Source organism: Clostridium sp. (genome assembly GCF_032576335.1).
Taxonomy (GTDB): domain Bacteria; phylum Bacillota; class Clostridia; order Oscillospirales; family Acutalibacteraceae; genus Faecalispora.
In genome coordinates this window covers 150959-171859 of the sequence record NZ_JAWFXC010000006.1, presented here as the reverse complement: position 1 = coordinate 171859, position 20901 = coordinate 150959, and the positions used below count along the sequence as shown (strand labels likewise).

Sequence of the window (20901 nt, the reverse complement as noted above, 5' to 3'; positions counted from 1 at the left end):
TTTCTATTTAGCTTACCGGCCAATCGCCGTAGTAATCGAGTCCCTTAATGCGTGGGTAAGGGTAAGCTTGCCCTCTTTGTGCATCCGTAACGGGGTGTGTTTGTGCGGGGGTGGTTGCCATCGTCCAGCTTTGGTAGCCAGAATCCCAACTCCAGCCAGATGCGTACAATTGCATCTGGCGTAGGGTATCGAACGATACACTGGTAATTCTGCCCGTCTGGTTCCATAAAGTATCCACACCCGAATTAAAGCCGCCGAACTGCCTTACCCAGTAGCAATCGGTTGCACTTACCACTGAGTTGGTAAACCCAGCACCAGTACTCCCAAAGGTGAGCGCAACCGCAGCATAACTGTTCTTTACAAAGCCGTTGTATTGGGTAATCTCTTGCAGAAAGCCCGAAGCATTGCCACTCGCTGATGTTGCAGAACCGACTGAAAAACAGTTCGTTACCGTTCCCTGCCGCAGTGCACGGCCAAAACCAGAGGCAGTTCCATTGCCAGCCGCTAAAATTTTACCCGTGTGGTAAGAGTCACTCACTTCTCCGCCCTCCATGCTGTTAAAGAAGCCGGAGGCACTCCCACCATTTTGTGCGGTGACCAACCCGCTTGCATAAGAAAGCCGAACGACACCGCCTGAGTTTTGTAAAACAAAGCCTGCGGCACCGCCACTTTGCAGCGAGGTAACCTCCGCAGCCGTACTGCTGTTTTGTATGGTAGCGTTCCATGCGTTTTGCCCTGCAAAGCCCGCCGCACTTGCTCCCGTTACCGTTACGCTACCGCTCACCGTATTGTTAGAGATACTTCCCGTATTCAAATTACTTGCGGAACCAACTAACCCCGCTGCTAAACCATTGGGGTTGCTCACTGCTGTATTCGTCACCTTGCAATTTAAGATTCCCGGTCCACCGCCGCCAATGGTGCTAATCATACCCGCAGCATATTGCCCGCCGCCGGTTACGGTAACGCTTGTACTCTCTGTGCCTACCACACAATCTATTATGGTACCGCCATTGGAGGTGTGCACCAGACCGGAGGCAGAGCCGGATGTACTAACGATGCTGCCGGAACGAACGTTACAGTTCGATACAACATTCTGATTGGTTTGCACGAGCGCCGCTGTATCTCCAGATTTACGAATAGATACCTGAATCAAGTCTAAGTTCTTCAGGGGTCCCATATTTGTGCTTACCAGTGGCTGTTGAAGTCCGCTGATGAGATTCCCGCCGCCATCGTACGTACAGCCGGTGTTATTCACAAACCCGCCGGTATCCGCTTTTGTAACGGTGATATTATGGGTTTGCTTAAAATACCAGCCACTGTCCGAAATTCGATTGCGCTCACGAAGCTGTTCCTCTGTGCGAATCTGCATTGGCTGCGATTCATTCACTTGCAATACATTGAGCGAGAGTGCCGCTCCAAAGAAAGGATTGATGTAAATTGAACGGCCTGACTGTAAATCCTTTACACTGCGGTCACGCTGATTTACATGCGTTTGCAGGTCTGTGGTGGCATTAGGCAGTGGGTACAAATCTCTTTGAAGCGAGGGTATCGCTATTTTCTCGCCCAAGGTGGCATTTGGCCCCCATCCAATGTTTGGCCCTACAACGTTTTGAGTTCCAGCCGGAACAAGTACCCCGTAGCCAGTGGCGGCAATCACGGAATCATTTCTATAATCGAGCGTATCTGCCAGCACCCCGTTCGAGTCGAACCCGTAAAAGCCCCACGTTCCATTCGTGTACCTTTCATAGTAGCATAAGCTATAAGGTGGCTTCCCTTTAGAGGGTACAATTACCTCCGGCCAGTCGCCATAATACTCTTCGGTAACCATCCGGAACGGGTAAGCTTTCTCTTTTAATTTCTCTGCATATGGGTGGCATTTCTCCACACTGTTTTGAATGGTGTTGCCCGAGCTGTCTTTCGCCAGAGTATCGTACTCTAGGGCTGTCAAACCGGCAGGGGTAGAGCCCCCGTACGCATCCGAAGCCTCGCTGTTGCCAGACTGCAAGAGATAACTGCTGTCTGTATAGGCGATTGTACCTCCAGAGGCAAGCGGGCCATATGCAGTCGTGCCATTCGTTGTTACAAGCCCGCAGGCATAACTGGATGACACGAACAGGTTGCCCGTATTTACGCCCACCAAAGCACCGGAGTTTTCAGCAGCGGCAACGTCTGCTGTTGAATAGCTGTCTGTAATGCGGGTATACCCAGACGTAGAGCCGACCAAGCCCCCCGCTGTTTTGTAATATACACCCGAGTGCCCAGAAATGACAGTTACAGATGAGTAACTGTTTTGAATTTCAACCGGAGCAGAAGAACTTCCACCCCGCACACTACCGATTAGTCCCCCAGATTGACTGGCATCGTTGCTAACCGGTAAGGCAGAAAACGAGTTTTTTATGATGACTGCATTCCCATCTTTTGCCTCTATTAAGCCAATGAGGCCGCCGGTGGGGCGCTCGGAACCTGAGCTGCTGCTGCGCCCTCCTGTAACAAAGCCTTTACCAACACCCGATTGATAGGCGCCGCTGTTTGAAATAGTACTATTTCCGCCGTCGCCGCTTAATTTACCAATCAGTGAGCCCGCAATCTGCTCACCGGAGCTTTGAACATCCACCAATCGTAGATTTTGAAAATCTGCAGAAACCGAGCAGGTTCCAAATAATGCGGAAATCGGGCTTTGCATTTGAAAATTCGAGAGGAAATGAGCGGTTCTATTCCCGTCTTTCCCATCTACAATAAGGCCGTTCTGCTTTGTGGAATCTGTAAGGCTAATGGGCGTAAACCAAGCGGGTGCCGTGTTCACATGTTCCGTTATCGGCATCATGGTGGCTTGGCGAACCGAACGTGTAAAATCAATATCTCCCGTTTGCGTGGCAGTACCAACCCCCATGGAATAGTACCTAAGGTTGCTTAAGTGGCGAACACGGGAAAACTCCACTCCCCTTTTATGAAAGATTCCGTCTATGGTATCGTTTGTTTCGTGCTTTGCACCATACAGGCTGTTTACCTTACCAACCATAGCATTTTGGTACAAGCTTTTCCCGTTATAAGAGAGCGACACCTGCACGGTAATATCGTCCCCCGCATGCAGCGTGGGGAACAGAGTAGAAAAAGATTTGCCATCTACTAAGCTGTCTAGCAACACATACAGGGTAAAGTCGTTCCCGGTGGTTACCCCAGCGTAGATGCTCGATTTCCAAAGGCTGAACTCCGCATCACTTTCCTCTTTGGATTTTACCGCAGAGGTGCCGTTTGCACTGCGTGTTATAGAAGCTCCGCTTTCATCGGTAATTTGAATCAAAGCCAAAACCTTTTCTGGGTTTCGCATTGCCTCGCCCAACTCTGGGTAAACCAGCTTTACGTATAAATCCTCCCCGTTTACCAACTCCAACGTTTCGGGTAAATGATTGGGCTCCTCTGGTTCGCCGGGCGTTGGAGACGACGTGACAAGCCCACCGTAATACCCAATGCCTTTTTCGGCACGCAGGTCACGGTTGTCTCTTCCTCCAAGCTCCTTGCGTAACTCTGCGACTTCAGTATAAGTAAGAGAATTTTTCGAGTAATATACATCGGTCACATCGCCAGTTCGTGGGTTTACGAATAACACCGAGCCGCCAGGCAGAGTAGAAAAAAGTGCCTTTAAACGGCCTAGGGAATCTCCGACCTCTTCCGAGGTTATGTAGTAGATTGTTTTGGTAACTCCGTCCTCTGTAATTGAGTCATTTTGAACCACTTCACTGTCTGCCGCAAGCTTTTGCAATGCGTCAGAAGTTTTTTTCTCTGTAAGCTCGTTTTGTGCGGTTAGAAATATTTCGCGGGCTGTTCCGTCCAGCTCTGTAATTTGAAGGCCCTTCCAACTCTGTATTAAATTGGGTGCCGCCAATGCCAGCAGAATGGTAAGAATGGCAACCACTGCAAGAAGTTCCACCGTAGTGAACCCACGTTTGCTCCGTTTGTTTTCCCCACTGTGCCACACCACGCGTTTCACCACCCGTTCCTTTATCTCATCCCACAAAGAAAGCCGCCGTTACAAAACGACAGCTTCTCAAACACAATGCTTTTGGGCAGTTAACTGCGGAAGAGCACCATGTGGCACATCGCTTTAAACTACCATATTGGTTATAAAATTATGCTATCATATTTTCCTTGGTTTGACAAGAAAATTATTCTCATTTTTCTGTTGATTTTTGACGAATAATGGAAGATTATTCTATCTAACAAATTATAGAAACCGCCTTGTATTCTTATATTTTCATTATTACTATATTCTTTTATTTCTGTATTTTACCAAACTATTATTGGAAGGTTTTTTATTTTAACTTTTATATATAACATGGAATGAATAAGACAAAAAAGATGCTTCCACAATACGTGAAAGCATCTTTTAAACCAATTTACATTGTTTTGCTTTTATTCCCGAACCATAACCGAAATACCATTTGGGACTACGACGAGGTGTGCACTCTCCCCTTTGATTTCTCTCGCTTTTTGCAGAGCGGCGTCCACATCCGGCGCCCACATAATTTTCATATCCTCTACAGTCTGCTTTTGTGCCGGGTCAGTCACATATATCACTTTGTGCTTATTCAGTACACGGCACAGAATCTGGAACTCCCATTGGTCTGGCAGGGTTTGATCCTGCGGAGTCTTTAAAATCTGCTCTGTTAACTTCTGAGTAGATTCACAGTCCCGCAAAGCGTGATAAAAACTTTCGCCTCCATGACCGTCACTGCAGGAGCTTACCATAATGAGTACGGCCTCCGGTGCAGCGGCAGCTTCAGCGGCAGTGAGACCCTTTACGCTTTGGTAAATGTTTTGGTCAAGCGGATAGCCCCCGTTGCTGGAGATTACTATATCGCCCCGCTGCTTTGGCTTTACCTGGCAATAATTGAGCAGTAGCTCACACCCCTTGCGGTGAGCGGTAATGGCATTGCCGGCAAATGCCGCAACCACACGCTTTTCTTCATCTATAATCACGTTTACGATGTAAGCGAGCTTCGCAAACTCACAAGCGGCAAGCATATCTTTGTGAAGCGGGTTGCCGTCAAGCACACCGGTTCGCGCATAAGGGGAATCTATAAATTTGGAGCAATGATTACCAAGCACTGTTACTTGATCGCACACACCCGGCAGAACACTCTTTCTTCCTCCTGAAAAACCGGCGAAGAAATGCGGCTCAATAAAACCCTCTGCAATGAGCAGGTCTGTTTCCACCGCAAGCTTATCGATTACACAGGCCGCACCGGAGGGCAGAGTGCCTATATTCACATTGCTCTCTGCGTCGCGGCTGTCGTGAATTACGATCGTTTCATTCTCTACAATATCTTCTCCCAGCTTTGTTACAAGCTCTCGCTTATCCGTTGGGCGGTGAAATCCCGTTGCGACTAACAGCGTTATGTCTATGTTTGGGCTGCCCTCACGCAGCTCTTGGAGCATAAAAGGGATAATATGCTTACTTGGTACCGGTCGCGTATGGTCACTTATAATTATGGTGCAGGTTCTTTTACCTACGGCAAGCTCGCGCAGCTTGGGAGAATCAATTGGATTTGCCATCGCATCCAATACCAAACCATCCTCTGTATTGGCAGCTTTCAGCTCCCCAATATGAGATTCCAGAATTTCCGCTTCGCTAAGGTCTGATCGAAGCTCCATTTGAGATGTGCCGAAAGGGATTAAAACAGACACAAAAACACCCCACTTTATAAATTCTTCTTTGATATTTGTAGATAATCGAAATATTGGTCGCTCCAAAATAATGAACTTATCTTTACTTTACCACAAAAATAAATAAAAACAATGCTGATTTATTGGATTCTATTTTTTTACAAATCATACTCTCTCAATTTGTCAAAGAATTTAATTTACGCTATCCCGCTATTTGCCTTAATAAAATGAAAAATTAGAATATGCATGGATTCTATTTGAAAAATAATAGCAAAGCTAATATTGGTAGAACCAAATTACGACGACCAAAAGAGCAGCACGAATCGTTTGAGCTACGTTGGACCACGGTCTGCCATATTCAAATTCTATAAATGGTTCAGCTTTAATTAAATAGGAAAAGGCGAAAGGAAGTATCTTCCTTTCGCCTTTTCCTATTTATAGAGGATTTGTTTATGAGCTTGTTTTAATATAAAAAATGAATACAAGAAATTGAACGCATAGGACGACAAGCAAAAAAATTCGCAAAGCAACACTCACGGTTGAAAAGAAAACACTTAAAATGCAAACGGAAGAAAAAGTTAAAATGGAGGCTTTTGTTCTTCTCGTCATGCTTTTGCTTTCTACCGACTTTGCAAGATGCTTTTGGTAAAATCGGTTATTTACAATATAAGAATGGAATTTGGGAGAGCTGCGCGCAAAGCAATAGGTGGAAGCCAAAACAAACGGTGTGGTAGGCAGAACTGGCAATACAGCACCCAAGACACCCAAAATAAGCATTAAAATACCGAATATGAAATGAACTGTCTTCAATAAAACGTCCCCTGCTCTTTCTTTTCCTGTTATAGACAGTATAACGGCAAAGTGGTACAGTGTATACATCCAATCTTATTAAATTTATAGGATACAGTATAGGTGCAAACAGTCTGCTAATAGGAGTAACAGCCATGCTGCAAATTAACCCCGTCAGTTCACAGCCAATTTACCAGCAGATATACGAGCAAATCCGTGCCGATATATTAAGCGGCAGCCTTGCTGAGGGCAAAAGAATTACCTCTACAAGAGCTTTGGCAAAGGAGCTGCAAATTGGAAGAAATACCGTAGAGAGTGCTTATGCGCAATTGGTGCTTGAGGGCTACCTTACCAACCGGCCAAGCTCCGGTTATGTTGTAAACGATCTTCAATTCCATCTAAACCAAAGGGCAGAGCTACCTGAGCACCAACAAAGCCCCGTTACCGCTCCTGCTGAGAATAAAAAAGCAATTAAGTACAGCTTCCAGTATGGAAGCTTGAGCGCCAACGCATTCCCCGACAAGCTTTGGAAAAAGTATACTAACGATTTGCTGGGCAGCGCCGAGCTGCAAAAAATCCAGAGCTATGGTGATGTAAAAGGAGATCTCAGCCTGCGCATTCAGCTAAAAGATTATTTGTACCACAGCCGGGGTGTTAACTGTGAAGCCGACCAGATTATTTTATGCAGCGGCACACAATCCGCATTGGAAATTCTCATTCAACTGCACCCGTATGAAAACAAACAGATCGCAATGGAAGAACCCTGCTACAACGGTGCAAGTACTGTCTTTCAGAAGAATGGATATGAGATTCTGCCAATCCCAGTTCGCCATGATGGCATTTGCCTTGCAGCTCTTGCCGTATCTACTGTAAAAATGGTGCACATTACACCCTCTCACCAATTTCCAACCGGAGTTGTATTGCCGATACACAAAAGAATACAGCTTTTGAACTGGGCAAAGGAGCACGATACCATTTTAATAGAAGATGATTACGACAGCGAATTCCGTTACCACGGCAGACCAATTCCCTCTCTGCAATCCATTGATACCGGTGGACGAGTTGTTTATATTGGAACTTTTTCAAAGTCTCTGTCCCCCGGCCTGCGCATGGCATACATGATTCTGCCCAAATGGCTGCTGCCAAAATATGAAAGACGGTTTTCCGGGTACCAATGTACCGTTCCGCTGATGGAGCAAATTGTGATGACTCGCCTGATTGCCGATGGCCATTGGGAAAAGCACAACCGTAAAATCTGCTTGGCTCATAAGAAAAAACACGATATTTTATTACAGTCACTGCAAGCTTACATGGGCAATCGAGTAAAAATTCATGGGCAACAAGCCGGGCTGCATTTGATGCTGGAGTTTTTGGAGGGACAGCAAGAAACGATACTCATCGAACAAGCGCTTGAACAGCAAGTAAAAGTATGTCCGGTTTCCCCATTTTGGTTAAATTTGCACACCTATAAAAAAAATTGTATTATTTTAGGTTATGGCATGATTTCTGAGAATGACATTCCCACTGCAGTCCAACGCTTAGCTCGAGCTTGGTTTGGTTAACCGTATCCTAAAAATATTTAAAAACCGGCTCTTTGGTAAGAGCCGGTTTTATTGTACAATCTGGTTAAAAGAGAATTGTACAAGGAGGAACCAACCATGCAGTACCGCATGAAAACACACCCTTTAAAAGAAGAGCTGATTAACCAATTACTGGAACGCACCCAAACCGGCAGCTTAGCAACAATTAATGCCGACGGCACACCATACGTTACCCCCATGCACTTTGTTTACCAGCAAAACACGCTTTATGCCCATGGGTTGCCCAAAGGGCAGAAAATCAGCAACCTTACAAACAATCCAAGAGTTTGCTTTTGTGTATATGAAATGGACAAGCTCTTATTAGACCCGAACGAAAAGCCCTGCGATACCAACACCAAATATGAAAGCGTAATTATCTCCGGCAACGCCACACTTCTAAAGGACATTGAGAAAAAAGAAATGGTGTTAAAAGAAATTGTAAAGAAATACACTCCACACCTTGCAGACCGTGATTTACCCGCTAATATGGTAAAAGGTACCGCCGTAATTCAAATTGATATCACTGAAATAACCGGTAAATATTACGACTAAAAAAGCAGCTCCCCGAAAATGTTGGTTGGGAGCTGCTTCATTTTATTCTCAGTTGCAATCCATAACGTTCCATTAATAATAATTGGATTAGCACATAGGCGAACGTCGGCTAAAGAGCTGAAAGAACTAGTTCTGCATACTGTTGACGAAGCTTTGTATTGATGCTAACATTAATTGAAAAAGTAAACATAAAAAGGTGGTTGCTATGAATAAAGCTAGCCCACAGTTACCCAAGGAGTTTATACTAATAGATGATTTTTCTACTTATGCACTAGAGTTTCTTCAATCTGAGCTTCCTATCTCTGCAATAAAAAGTAGTGAAACCGTCGTTCAAGGCGAAGATTTTTACAATATTGAAATTAAAGAGAGTGTTTTTGACAATTCTACATTTCATTCCTGTAAATTTCATAAAGCCAGTTTTACTGATGTTATATTTCAATCCTGCGACTTCTCGAACACAGAATTTACGGATGCTTATTTTGAAAGATGCATATTTGCTTCTTGTAAATGTATGGGATTAGAAATGAGTGAAACGCTTATCAAGAAAACCGTTTTTAGAGATACCAATCTGCAATACTCATGCTTTGACAGGAGTAAATTGACAGATGTTCTATTTGAAGAAGTTGATTTCACAGAATCATCCATGGCGGAAGCAAAATTAAAAAACTTTCAGGCAAGAAAATCCAAGTTCTCAAATAACAATTTTTTTAAAACGCTGCTTGCAACTATTGACTTTACAGAAAATGATTTCGTTGCACCTATTGTGTCCTCCCCTCCTATCGAATTAAAAGGAGTGAAAGTCAACTTGCTCCAAGCAGCGGATTTAATTCGCCTTTGGGGTATTATTGTAAAAGTATAGCCTATTTCATTTGCTTCTGTGGCTTTCATATTCGATTTTTGAGCATTTTAAGATAGGCACTGTACCTTTGTGGTCTTAAATATATTTTATAATTCATCTAATAATAAGCACAACGTTTACATGATTTTTCTTATGCCCTAAATGCTCCTAATACGGCTATATTACAGCCTGCATTCGTTCTATATACTGCACCTTTCTTTGGCTCCTTAGATTAATACAATTTAACACTCTGATTATAAACAAAAATAAAGCTGAAGCAGATACAAAATCGTATCTGCTTCAGCTTTATTTTTTGGAGCTGGTGGTCGGAATCGAACCGACAACCTGCTCATTACGAATGAGCTGCTCTGCCATTGAGCCACACCAGCATATTTTTCTTTTATTCAGCCAATATAGTATACAAAAAAGAAACGAGTTCGTCAAGTGGACTTGCTCAGTTTTTTATTCCTCATGCTTCTGTATTCTCTTATCGAAAAAACAAAATTTCCTTGTCATGAATAAGTGAAAGAAAATCACATAACTATATGTTTAATTCTGGGATAACATATAATTAATATATTAAGCTCCCAAGAAAGAGTGATACTATGTCACTGAGAACCATTGGTAAAAACTTGCGGATTTTCAGGGAAAAATGCGGTTACACGCAGCAACACCTTGCAAATGTGCTCAATATTGATCGTTCCACCTACTCCTACTATGAATCCGGTAAAACAACACCAGACATTTCATCTCTTATTCTACTGTCTCAGGTGTTTTGCATCAGCTTGCCGGAGCTATTGGGGCAGGAGGATTTATCCCTCATGCTTAATGATTCTTCATCCTGGGGGAAACTGAACGTAAAACGAATTACAGACAATAACAGCCATATTTATGATTTGAAAAAAGATGAATTGCAGCTTATTGCGTTTTTTCGTGCCTGTTCCTCTACTCAAAAGGAAGAACTACTCCAAAAAGCGAGCGAAATACTAAGCAAAAATAATAAAAAAGAATTGGATTGAGGCTTTGCGGATTTTCTCTTTTCATGATATACTAAATTAGTAGATTATTGATTGCCGGAGGTGCCGCATGAAATTTGACGCATTTGCCGCCGGAATTGAGCCGGGCGGCCTTAGAAACACCAAAGAAATCCGCATTTTAATTTGTTACCTTCTGGTCAGTGTAGACTCGCCGTTCCGCAAAGAAGATATTATCGACATTTTGCAGGAGAACGGGCTGGCCAATTATTTTGAAATTACGACTGCTCTTTCTGATTTAATCGACAAAGGCAGCATTGTAATAAAAAATGGACTCTGTACTCCCGGTGAATCAGCTCGGGTAATTGCAAATCAGCTAGACGCCACAATTCCTACAGCAGTTCGCCAGCGTACCCTTACAGCGGCACTCCAGCTTTTATCGCGCATGAAGCGCGAAGAAGAAAACGCCGTAGAAATTACCCACACAAATAACGGCTACCAGGTAAACTGCCATATTTCAGGCGGCGATATGGAGCTTATGTCGCTCTCGCTTTACGTTCCTGATTTACAGCAGGCGAATCTGGTTAAGCTCAATTTTCAGCAAGACCCAGATATTATTTACCGCGCTATGCTGGCAGCGGTTACCAAAGACCAAAAGATGATGGCTGAAACACTCACTGAAATGGGTATGAAAAAACAGCCAAAAGAATAAACTACTCGCCGTCCATTGCTGCGCGCATGGCGGCGATTTTTTGTGTATCCGTCTGCCAAACCGTGTATTCCTGTACACTCACCAGTGGTTCACAACGCTGTTTTTTACGGTACTGCATTACACTCTCTGTCTTTTTGAGCCAAGATCCCTGATAAACAGATGCCGCTGTAACGCGTCGGAACGCCGCAAATTCCTGCGGCTCCATGTCTCCCGCTACCACAATCTCCATATCGTTTGCATTGAGAAGCAACCGTGCTATCAGGCTGCGGCCATCATAGCTGCGGCGGCACTGCCCAGAGGTTACAAGCCCGCCAAAGCCCATCATTCTCGCGCGCTGAAGGGCTTCCTCCGGCTCACGGCATTCATCAAATGCACGGCCCAGTACCATCTTCATATCTTCTGCTTGAACAATTAGCTCATCCATGCGAAGAACGTCCAGAGAGCCATCCGGCAGCAAAATTCCTGTTTGAACGGCGTCTGCACCTGCATCCCGGTAAAGAGCAATGTCATCTTTCATCATTTCAAACTCCGCTTGGGAACAGCAGTAGTCACCAAAATGCGGTCGCACCAAAACAGAGATCGGCAAATCCAGCCGATTGCGTACCTCATAAAAGAAGTTTATATTCGGAGTGATTCCGCCAAGCTGGAGTCCGGAGCAGAGAAGAAGCCGATCTGCTCCGGCACGCTGTGCCTCAAATGCAGAGTCTACTGTATCAACACATACTTCCAAAACCGCTTTCATATGTTCCCTCCTATAAAATAACGACCATTTTTATGTATTAAACACAAGCTGCACCAATACCATATACAAAATTGTGCCGCCCGCAATGCTCAGCAGTGTGTTGCGCTTCCACAAATGCAGTAAAACCACCGTGAGCAGTGCAGCCCCCTCTGGAATGGCATAGGGGAACGAAAGAGGGGTTGCGTCTCGCAAGCAGTAAACAATCAGCATACCAATCACCGCGGACGGAAGCACCCTGCCTAAATAAATCACCCACCCGGGTGTGGCTTGGTCAGCCGGAAAGAGCAGAAACGGTGCAGAACGAATGAGAAACGTAACTAACGCAATCACCCCTACCAATAGAAGTCCATGAAGTACTGTCATTGTGCACCCTCCTTCTTCCCCAACCTGCCACGCAGCAGTAAGAACACCGCGGTAATGGAGAGCATAGCCGGGATGACGAAGCCGGAGGAGCCAAACACCAGCAGGCAAACTAGCGATATTACAATTCCAAGAATAGACGCTGTGTGGTCTTCCTCGGCTTTCCAACGCTCAAGGAAGATAACCGTGAACAGCGCGGTCATTACAAAATCGATCCCCTTGGAGGGAATGTGCCAAACGGAGCCAAACACTGAGCCAGCCACACTGCCAAGTACCCAGTACATTTGATCCAGTATGGCTATGTAAAACAACAGGCGCTTTCTATCTGGGCCTGGCGGCTCTTTGAGCCCACAAAACAGAGAAAATGTTTCGTCGGTAAGTGAAAAAATCAGATACGGCTTTTTACGACCCATTTCACGGAACTCATTGAGCATTGCTATCCCATAAAATAAATGCCGGGCATTCACCATTAATGTCATAATTGCTGCACTCACCAAGGAAGCCGCTCCCGCTAATAAATCGACCGTAACAAACTGCATGGAACCTGCGTAGATAAACACGCTCATCAGCAGCGCCCACGGCAACCCATAGCCCTTGCTCTGCAAAAACACACCAAATGCAAAACCTAGAAAAAGATAACCGGTCATAACCGGTAGGGTATGCTTAAATGCTTCTTGAAAAAGATGCCGCTTTTCCTTCAACCGTAGCCCTCCCAAGAGAAAAAGCGACCTTTGCTCGCTTTTTTCGCCAATCTGTTTTTCACAATTATACCATAATTTTTGGAATAATAACAAGGTAACACCGGGAAAAGCATTCACATACATTTTTACTTTTTATGTGAATTAAAAGTAAGGTTCTCATTATTTTTTGTACTCTTACAAAAGTGGTTTTAGAGGAATTATAATAAAAGAAATTCAGATAAGTTTCCTCCTAAATTTTGAATGATTTCGTCTCACCAGATTAAAGATTAAAAAAGACCGGCGGTGGGAATCCCCAACCGCCGGTCTTTATTGGAATATTAGATTTAGCATAAGCAGCAATGTAACCCCGGGTATTCCGCCCGCAGCAGAAACACCGAGACTAAACAGACTAACCGGAATACTTACACCAGTAAATAGGCCGGTAAGATTTACCACAGCCAACGTTCCAACGCCGATAATAATACCGCCCGCCGCACGCTGCATTGGTCGCCTGGAGCCCAGCAGCGCCTGAAGCGCCGCAAGGAATAAAAAGATACCTACTGCCACCAGAATGGTTGTCATGCTTGGCACCAGACCGCCTCCTTTTTCTTTGCGTTCCTGCTCTTCATTTGAGATGTACTCAACTAAAAAGCAAAACCAGGCGGTGGATGACCGCCGGGTTTATTCCAAATTCGAAAAAGGAGAAGCTGAAATTCCCTGCCGCTTAGCCTCCTGCAATAGATGGCGATACCGCGCCAGAAGCTCAATGCGTTGATGCACACAGGCATCAATCAAGTCTTCATTGCACTCCATTTGAAACCATCTTTCGTTGCAGGCCATCAGCCTTGAAACTTCCCTCAACTCTTGTAAAATTCCAGAATCCTGCCTTACTGCCTCCATCGGCTTTACCGTCTGCTGGATCATCTTGAGTACAGTTTCCATATTAGCTCCGCCTTTCGGTTTATCATATGCTAATATGTTGGTCTTTTATACCCAATTTATACCGATTGGTTGGAATTTATTTCTTGTCCTGCAGGCATAAAATCAATACGGCCAGTGGGAATATCGGACGCCGCAACCACGATTCTCATTGGCGTTCCAATGGTAATGCGGTTGCCGGTGCGCTCGTCTACCTGTGTTACGACACCGTCAAACTTGTAGTTCGCGTTGGGGAATGCACCAATAGGCACAAAGCCCTCTACGCTACTCTCAAGCCTTACAAATACACCGCGCTGTGTAACACCGCTTACAACTCCGTTAAACTCTTCGCCAATGTGCGCTTTCATAAACTCTGCTTTGTAGCAATCTTCCGCACTACGCTCGGCTGTCATGGCGCGTACCTCACTTTTCGAGGATTCTGATGCCGCAGCTGCCGCAAACGACGCAAAGCGGAGAGACAATTCAATTTGCCCTAGCGTCTTGCTTTGCGATAAAATCCGGTGAATCGCCAAGTCTGGGTAACGGCGAATAGGTGAAGTGAAATGGCAATAATCAGCTAGCGACAAGCCGAAATGGCCAACTGGCTCAGTAGAATATTTTGCTTTTTCCATGGTACGCAGTACTTGGTGAGAGACTACCTGCTCCGCAGGTGTTCCCTTTACCTGATCCAGCAGTTCTGAGAAATCGGCTGGAGATGGCTTTTCGGAACGAAGACGCTGGGTGGAAAATCCGAGTGCCGCCGCTAGGCTCACAAGCGCCTTAATGCGATCAGGATCTGGATTTTCATGAATGCGATATACAAAAGGAAGCTGCTCTTCTTTTGCAAGCTTTGCCGCCGCCTGATTCGCGGTAATCATTAACTGTTCGATAACTTTTTCCGCTTCACCCTGTACACGAGGTCTAATATGAACGCACACACCGTTTTTATCGAGTATAAACATCGATTCTCCACTATCAAAATCCATGGAGCCCTTTTGGCGAGAGCGATTCTCTAATATTTTGGCCAATTCTCGTGCCGCATTTAGTGAATCGAGAACCGGGGCGTATTTCTCTAGTAATGCTTGCTCTGCTTCACCGCTATAAATACGGTTAACCTCGGAATACACGCCGCGTACCTTGGAATGAATTACGGTTTTTTCAAAACGATAGCTTACGATTTCACCGGCTTCATCCAAACGGATGAGAGCAGAAAATGTGAGCTTGTCTTCTCCTGCATTCAAAGAACAGGCACCATTTGAGAGCTCTTTTGGCAGCATGGGAATCACACGGTCTGCAAAGTAAACCGATGTACCTCGCTGAAAGGCTTCTTCATCAATCGCACTGTCTTCCACTACATAGTGAGAAACGTCTGCAATATGCACGCCCAGTTCAAAGCCACGCTCAGTGCGGCGTACATTGATTGCATCATCGAGATCCTTGGCATCTGCACCGTCAATGGTGCAAATCATTTCCTCACGCAAATCGAGCCTGTTATTGATTTCTTCCTGCGTGATTGGCTGTTGTGCCGCACGTGCCGCCTCGGCGAGTACTGCATCGGGGAATATCGTAGCAATTCCGTTTTGGTCTATAATTGCATCTGCACATATTTTTGCACTCTCTGCATTGCCATAAATTTTCACTACACGGGCAGAAAGCTTTTCACGCCGCGGTACGCGAACCAATTCCACCTGAACCTTATCACCGGGGCGAGCTCCCTTTAAATCCACCTTTGGGGTGGGCAAATTATAACGAATTGCAACATCTGGTACAATTTCAAACCCACTATACGACTTACGCACTGTTCCGGTAGTAATCCGTTGGCGCCGCTTTGTAACCGAGGCAACCTCTGCTTTTTTTCCACGAGCAGTTTCAGTCACATTTTTCAGCAGTACGGTATCACCAACAATTGCACCCTTAAGGCGGTCACTGGAAACGTACAAATCATCACCGCCACTCTCAGGGCGTACGAAAGCAAAACCCTCTGAGAGTGATAAAACCGTACCCGTAAGGTTGGTTTTGCCGACTCTGCCTAAAACTTGATGCCGTTTATTTACATAAATATCGCCGCTCTCCTGCATTTGGTGGAGGGTATCGTAAAAGACATTCTTGTCTTTAATTCCTGTTTTCTTAAGAAGCTCTTTTGAGGATATGGCATGACGAAGCTTCGAAAGCGCTTTTAAAATCGATTCAGCCGGTGTTTTTTCCTTCTTTTTTAACATGTTTCCCCTTTCCTTTCAAAAAAAAGCCCCGCTTTTCAGCGGAGCTTTTCGGCTGCATTCTTATTTCCCGGCGAAGAACATAATCGCATTTATGGCAATTACCATTACGAAAAAGCCTACCGCTATCACTTTTGTCCAGCGTGACAAAAACGCATCGATGGAACGAGCTTTGTTCTTAGACAAAAATGTATCTGCGCCGCCAGTTATTGCGCCTAAATTTTGCTGCTGGCCTTCCTGCAGAAGGATTATCACTATAATAGCGATGGAGAATAACAGCAAAACTACTCCAAAGAAAATTTCAAGTCCAGTCATAGCGTACCTCCGAACGTACAATAAACACTTGTGATTATGATACCACAAAGATTTTTGTTTAGCAATCTTTTTTCAAAATATTCTAGGACATCCACACTTTCCCTGCCGGCTGATGAAAGCGGCTTAAAATAAATTGTAAAATAACCTATTTTATAACCAATTTTCTTTTACTTCCAAAAATAGCCGTACATAACTTACTAATAATAGGGACATAGTAAGAACAAGCAATTGAGAGTTTCGCGTGCGTTTGCATTTTCAATTGCCGGAACCGCCGCCGGTTTGCTATTGGCATTCCGTGCGGCGATTCACTTTTTTACAAGGACATTTGACCTCTCATAGCATCTGCCTGGCTTGGTACTGCTCCGGGTGAAGGAACATTCTTACGATAGCGGTCAGGCGTTTCCAGCATACCCTCTACATATGGCTCTGCACTTTGCAGGTGGTGCTTCGCCGCTGTAAACGACATTACAAATACACCTTGTGTGGTACGGGTGGCTTTGTCTGCAATCGCACCGGTATGAACTAGCAGCAATCGCCCGTTTGTACCGGTTAGAAGAATATCGCGGTCTTCTTTCAGGTACATGATTGCCACAAGGGGAGATTTATCGCTATACGCTCCAACCAGCTTACGGCGGTTTGTTTTGGTGGCATAGGCAGAAAGTTCAACTTTAGCCGCCTTTCCGTTTTCAAATAAAAACAGCATGTAGCCTTGATAATTGTTGGTTGGAACCATGAAGATGGCATTTTCGCTATCATCCATACCAGCCTTTGCCGGAATATATTCGCCCAATACACTGGCCTTGCCGTCACTTAAATCTGCCGCACGCATTTTATAAACCTGGCTACGATCGGTAAAGAACAGCAGGTCACAGGCATTGGAGCCTTCCTCTGTTTGAGTTACCACATCTCCCTCTTTGAGCTTTTGCTCGCCGCTCATACGTAGAGACTGGGGTGTAATCTTTTTAAAGTACCCTTCACGAGTAAAGAAAAGATGTACCGGGTAATCATCAATCTCCTGCTCGGGTACATACTCCTCTAAATCAGACGCATACACAAGTTGCGTATGGCGAGGTTGACCATACTTTTTCTCTACCTCTTTGAGCTCGGCAACAATCACACCCTGAAGCTTTGCGCGGCTTTCCATCAATTCCTGTAAGTGAATGATTTCTTTCTCTAGCTCACTGGTTTCTTGTGTGCGCTTTAAGATATATTCCCGATTTAAGTGCCGCAGCTTAATCTCAGCTACATATTCTGCCTGGATTTCATCTATTCCAAAGCCAATCATTAGGTTTGTTACAACCTCGGCTTCTTCTTCCGTTTCACGAACGATTCGAATCGCCTTATCAATATCCAGTAAGATGGCTTGCAACCCACGAAGCAGGTGCAGCTTTTCCTTTTTCTTGCGCAAATCGTAATGGGTGCGTCGGCGCACACATTCCACACGGAATGCAACCCATTCGAGGAGCAGATTGCGCACACCCATTACCTGGGGTATCCCACTAATTAACACGTTAAAATTACAGGAGAAGCTGTCTTCCAGTGGCGTCATTTTAAAGAGACGCTGCATGAGCCGCTCGGGGTCAACCCCGCGCTTTAAATCGATGGTGATTTTTAGGCCGCTCAAGCCAGTTTCATCTCGAATATCTGAAATTTCTTTCAGCTTGCCTTGGCGCACCAAATCGACTACCTTTTCCACAATTGCTTCTATGGTTGTGGTAGGTGGAATCTGCGTTACGTCGATGCAATTTGCCGTTTTGTCATACGAATAGCGACAGCGAATTTTTACACCGCCACGGCCGGTACGGTAAATCTCTTCCATGGCAGCTCGGTCATAAACCACTTGCCCGCCACTGGGGAAATCCGGTGCCTGAAGTGTGGATGCAATATCAAATTCTGGGTCACGAATCAGGCCAATAGTAGTTTGGCAGACCTCCGCTAAGTTAAAGGGGCAAATATTACTTGCCATACCAACCGCAATACCAGTATTTGCATTCACCAAAATAGATGGAAATGCGGCTGGGAGTAATGTTGGCTCTTTCATCGTATTGTCGTAGTTATCTACAAAATCGACCGTATCTCGATCAATATCTCGAAAAAGCTCTTGGCAAATATTGTCTAGCTTTGCCTCAGTGTAACGGGAGGCCGCCCAAGCCATATCACGAGAATAAAATTTACCGAAGTTTCCCTTGGAATCGACATAAGCGTGCAAAAGTGCCTCATATCCGCGACTCAGACGAACCATGGTTTCGTAAATAGCAGCATCACCATGCGGATTTAGCTTCATGGTTTGTCCAACAATATTCGCACTCTTTGTTCTGGAGCCTGTAAGCAACCCCATTTTATACATTGTGTATAATATCTTGCGGTGCGATGGCTTAAAGCCGTCGATCTCTGGAATGGCGCGCGACATAATTACGCTCATTGCATAGGGCATATAGTTTTTTTCCAAAGTTGCGGTAATGGGCTGTGTTACCACAAGCCCTGCGCCTTCAATTACACCCTTACCCTTGGGGGGCGCTGTATTCGATTCTTTTTTTCTGTGTGCCAATTTGTTCCCCCCTTAGCTTACATCGGCAGCATCTAGGTAATCGTGGCCGCTTCGGGCGATAAAGTCTTTACGCCCAACCAGGTTATCCCCCAAAAGCAGGTCAAACACCTCTGCCGTTCTGCCCGCATCTTCGGGCATTACTTGAATCAGCCGCCGCGTAGCGGGATTCATTGTCGTTAAATTCATCATATCCGGTTCGTTTTCACCCAAACCTTTGGAGCGCTGAATCACGTACTTTGTACCCTCCAAGCGCTGCAATATCTTTATTTTTTCCTGCTCGGTGTATGCAAAATAGGTTTGGTCTTTTGCGGTTATCTCAAACAGTGGGGATTCTGCGATAAACACCTTGCCCTCCTCAATTAGAGTAGGCGTGAGGCGATAGAGCATGGTAAGCAGCAGGGTACGAATCTGGAAGCCGTCTACATCCGCATCTGTACACAAAATGATTTTATTCCAACGCAAAAGCGATAAATCAAACGAAGATAAATCTTTATTTGCCTTCGATTTCACTTCCACTCCGCATCCCAAAACCTTAATCAAATCCGTTATAATATCGCTTTTAAAAATACGGTCGTAATCTGCCTTCAGGCAGTTGAGTATTTTACCGCGGATTGGCATAATTGCCTGAAAATCGGGGTCACGAGCCTGTTTACAGGCGCCCAAAGCAGAGTCTCCCTCCACAATGAAGATCTCACGCTCTTCCGTTTTCCGGCTTCGGCAATCTACAAATTTTGCAACACGGTTGGTAACATCCATTGTAGAAGTCAGCTTCTTTTTCAGGTTCAGGCGTGTTTTTTCCGCATCCTCACGGCTGCGCTTGTTAATGAGCACCTGCGCCGCTACTTTTTCTGCTTCCACGGGATTTTCAAGGAAGAAAACCTCCAGATGGTGCCGCAGCAGCTCGGTCATCGCTTCCTGAATTCCCTTATTGGTGATTGCTTTCTTGGTCTGGTTCTCGTAAGAGGTGCGGTTCGAAAACGAAGAGATCACCAGAATTAAGCAGTCCTCAACATCGGTATAAGTAATTTTACTCTCGTTCTTATTGTATTTACTTGTTTGCTTTAAATACGCATCAATTTGTGCAACAAATGCACTGCGCACCGCTTTGTCTGGCGCACCGCCATGCTCAAGCCAACTGGAGTTATGATAATACTCTGTTGCACGCACACGGTTCGAAAATGCAAGCGCTACATTGATTTTCGTCTTATACTCAGGCTTGTCCGCACGGTCACGCACACGGCGCTCCGCTTGCCAGCTCTGCACCGAGGTAAGGGCATCCTCACCCGCGAGCTCGCGAACATGGTCTAAAATGCCTTCCTGGTAGCAAAACTCCGTGGTTTCAAAGCCGGCATCCGTTTCATACCGGAGCAGAAAACGAATCCCCTCATTTACGATTGCCTGGCGGCGAATCATATCGAGATAATATTCCTGCGGTACGGCAATATCCGTAAAGACCTGCAAGTCAGGCCTCCAGCGGATTTTGGTACCGGTATCCTTTTTGCTATATGCGTCCTTTTGCAGGCCGCCTACGTTCTCGCCATGCTCAAAGTGCAGCGTATAGCGTGTTCCATCACGACGGATGTCAACATCCATATATTCAGCGGCATACTGCGTGGAGCATAGGCCCAGACCATTGAGACCCAGCGAATACTCATAGCTTTCATCCGAATCGTTGTTGTATTTTCCGCCTGCGTACAGCTCACAAAAAACAAGCTCCCAGTTAAAGCGCTCTTCTTTTGTATTATAGTCTACGGGAATTCCACGCCCGTGATCTTCCACCTCAACCGAATGGTCGCGGTAGCACGTGATTGTAATTTCGTGGCCAAAGCCTTCTCTTGCTTCATCAATCGAGTTCGATAATATTTCAAAAATGGAATGCTCGCAGCCCTCAATACCGTCCGAACCGAAAATAACCGCCGGGCGGCGGCGTACACGGTCGGCACCCTTCAGTGACGAGATGCTGTCGTTTCCATATGCCGTCTTTTTAGCCATAGCTTCCCTCCTGCCGTTAGC

General features: G+C 45.3%; 17 protein-coding genes and 1 tRNA gene. 5 read left to right on the top strand and 13 right to left on the bottom strand.

Features of this window, described 5'->3' with window-relative positions:
• Positions 1 to 7: 7 nt before the first annotated feature.
• The 3 genes from E7L17_RS09025 to E7L17_RS09015 form a co-directional block, all read right to left on the bottom strand.
• Positions 8 to 4015, bottom strand: coding sequence for a prepilin-type N-terminal cleavage/methylation domain-containing protein (locus E7L17_RS09025; protein WP_316322913.1), 4008 nt, complete (start codon positions 4013 to 4015; stop codon positions 8 to 10).
• A 395-nt stretch (positions 4016 to 4410) separates the two neighbouring features.
• Positions 4411 to 5685 carry a nickel-dependent lactate racemase gene (gene larA / locus E7L17_RS09020; protein ID WP_316322912.1) on the bottom strand — a complete coding sequence of 425 codons (1275 nt, stop codon included), beginning with the start codon at positions 5683 to 5685 and terminating at the stop codon, positions 4411 to 4413.
• Positions 5686 to 6114: 429 nt separating this feature from the next.
• Entirely contained in the window at positions 6115 to 6474 is a 360-nt protein-coding gene (locus E7L17_RS09015; protein ID WP_316322911.1) for a YbaN family protein, read from the bottom strand.
• Between the two features lie 134 nt (positions 6475 to 6608).
• Here E7L17_RS09015 and E7L17_RS09010 point away from each other — a divergent pair, with 134 nt between their 5' ends.
• From E7L17_RS09010 to E7L17_RS09000, 3 genes are all read left to right on the top strand, one after another.
• Positions 6609 to 8015 carry a PLP-dependent aminotransferase family protein gene (locus E7L17_RS09010; RefSeq protein ID WP_316322910.1) on the top strand — a complete coding sequence of 469 codons (1407 nt, stop codon included), beginning with the start codon at positions 6609 to 6611 and terminating at the stop codon, positions 8013 to 8015.
• A gap of 96 nt (positions 8016 to 8111) precedes the next feature.
• Positions 8112 to 8585 carry a pyridoxamine 5'-phosphate oxidase family protein gene (locus E7L17_RS09005; RefSeq protein ID WP_316322909.1) on the top strand — a complete coding sequence of 158 codons (474 nt, stop codon included), beginning with the start codon at positions 8112 to 8114 and terminating at the stop codon, positions 8583 to 8585.
• A gap of 205 nt (positions 8586 to 8790) precedes the next feature.
• Positions 8791 to 9444 (top strand): pentapeptide repeat-containing protein, encoded by a 654-nt coding sequence (locus E7L17_RS09000; protein ID WP_316322908.1) that lies wholly within the window; start codon positions 8791 to 8793, stop codon positions 9442 to 9444.
• Positions 9445 to 9737: 293 nt separating this feature from the next.
• On the opposite strand, the gene E7L17_RS08995 is transcribed toward E7L17_RS09000, so the two are convergent.
• Positions 9738 to 9812: transfer RNA gene (locus E7L17_RS08995), tRNA-Thr, on the bottom strand.
• A 216-nt stretch (positions 9813 to 10028) separates the two neighbouring features.
• Between E7L17_RS08995 and E7L17_RS08990 the strand changes: the two genes are divergently transcribed.
• Positions 10029 to 10442 carry a helix-turn-helix domain-containing protein gene (locus E7L17_RS08990; RefSeq protein ID WP_316322907.1) on the top strand — a complete coding sequence of 138 codons (414 nt, stop codon included), beginning with the start codon at positions 10029 to 10031 and terminating at the stop codon, positions 10440 to 10442.
• Positions 10443 to 10509: 67 nt separating this feature from the next.
• Entirely contained in the window at positions 10510 to 11109 is a 600-nt protein-coding gene (locus E7L17_RS08985) for a DUF4364 family protein (RefSeq protein WP_085832006.1), read from the top strand.
• A gap of 1 nt (position 11110) precedes the next feature.
• Here E7L17_RS08985 and E7L17_RS08980 read toward each other — a convergent pair whose 3' ends face one another.
• From E7L17_RS08980 to E7L17_RS08940, 9 genes are all read right to left on the bottom strand, one after another.
• Entirely contained in the window at positions 11111 to 11851 is a 741-nt protein-coding gene (locus E7L17_RS08980) for a copper homeostasis protein CutC (protein WP_316322906.1), read from the bottom strand.
• 30 nt (positions 11852 to 11881) lie between these two features.
• On the bottom strand, positions 11882 to 12214 hold the full coding sequence (locus E7L17_RS08975; RefSeq protein ID WP_316322905.1) for a branched-chain amino acid transporter permease: 333 nt from the start codon (positions 12212 to 12214) through the stop codon (positions 11882 to 11884).
• Complete coding sequence (locus E7L17_RS08970; RefSeq protein ID WP_316322904.1) at positions 12211 to 12912, bottom strand: AzlC family ABC transporter permease; 702 nt, start codon at positions 12910 to 12912, stop codon at positions 12211 to 12213. Before E7L17_RS08970 ends, E7L17_RS08975 begins: the two co-directional genes overlap by 4 nt.
• Before the next feature lie 306 nt (positions 12913 to 13218).
• Entirely contained in the window at positions 13219 to 13473 is a 255-nt protein-coding gene (locus E7L17_RS08965) for a pro-sigmaK processing inhibitor BofA family protein (protein WP_316323018.1), read from the bottom strand.
• Positions 13474 to 13572: 99 nt separating this feature from the next.
• Positions 13573 to 13833, bottom strand: coding sequence for a hypothetical protein (locus E7L17_RS08960; RefSeq protein WP_085832002.1), 261 nt, complete (start codon positions 13831 to 13833; stop codon positions 13573 to 13575).
• A gap of 56 nt (positions 13834 to 13889) precedes the next feature.
• Entirely contained in the window at positions 13890 to 16028 is a 2139-nt protein-coding gene (gene rnr / locus E7L17_RS08955) for a ribonuclease R (protein WP_316322903.1), read from the bottom strand.
• A 60-nt stretch (positions 16029 to 16088) separates the two neighbouring features.
• Complete coding sequence (gene secG / locus E7L17_RS08950) at positions 16089 to 16340, bottom strand: preprotein translocase subunit SecG (protein ID WP_085832000.1); 252 nt, start codon at positions 16338 to 16340, stop codon at positions 16089 to 16091.
• Between the two features lie 313 nt (positions 16341 to 16653).
• On the bottom strand, positions 16654 to 18888 hold the full coding sequence (locus E7L17_RS08945; protein WP_316322902.1) for a DNA topoisomerase (ATP-hydrolyzing) subunit A: 2235 nt from the start codon (positions 18886 to 18888) through the stop codon (positions 16654 to 16656).
• A 12-nt stretch (positions 18889 to 18900) separates the two neighbouring features.
• The gene (locus E7L17_RS08940; RefSeq protein ID WP_316322901.1) at positions 18901 to 20880 is read right to left on the bottom strand and encodes a type IIA DNA topoisomerase subunit B; all 1980 of its coding nucleotides are present in this window, start codon (positions 20878 to 20880) and stop codon (positions 18901 to 18903) included.
• Positions 20881 to 20901: the final 21 nt, after the last annotated feature.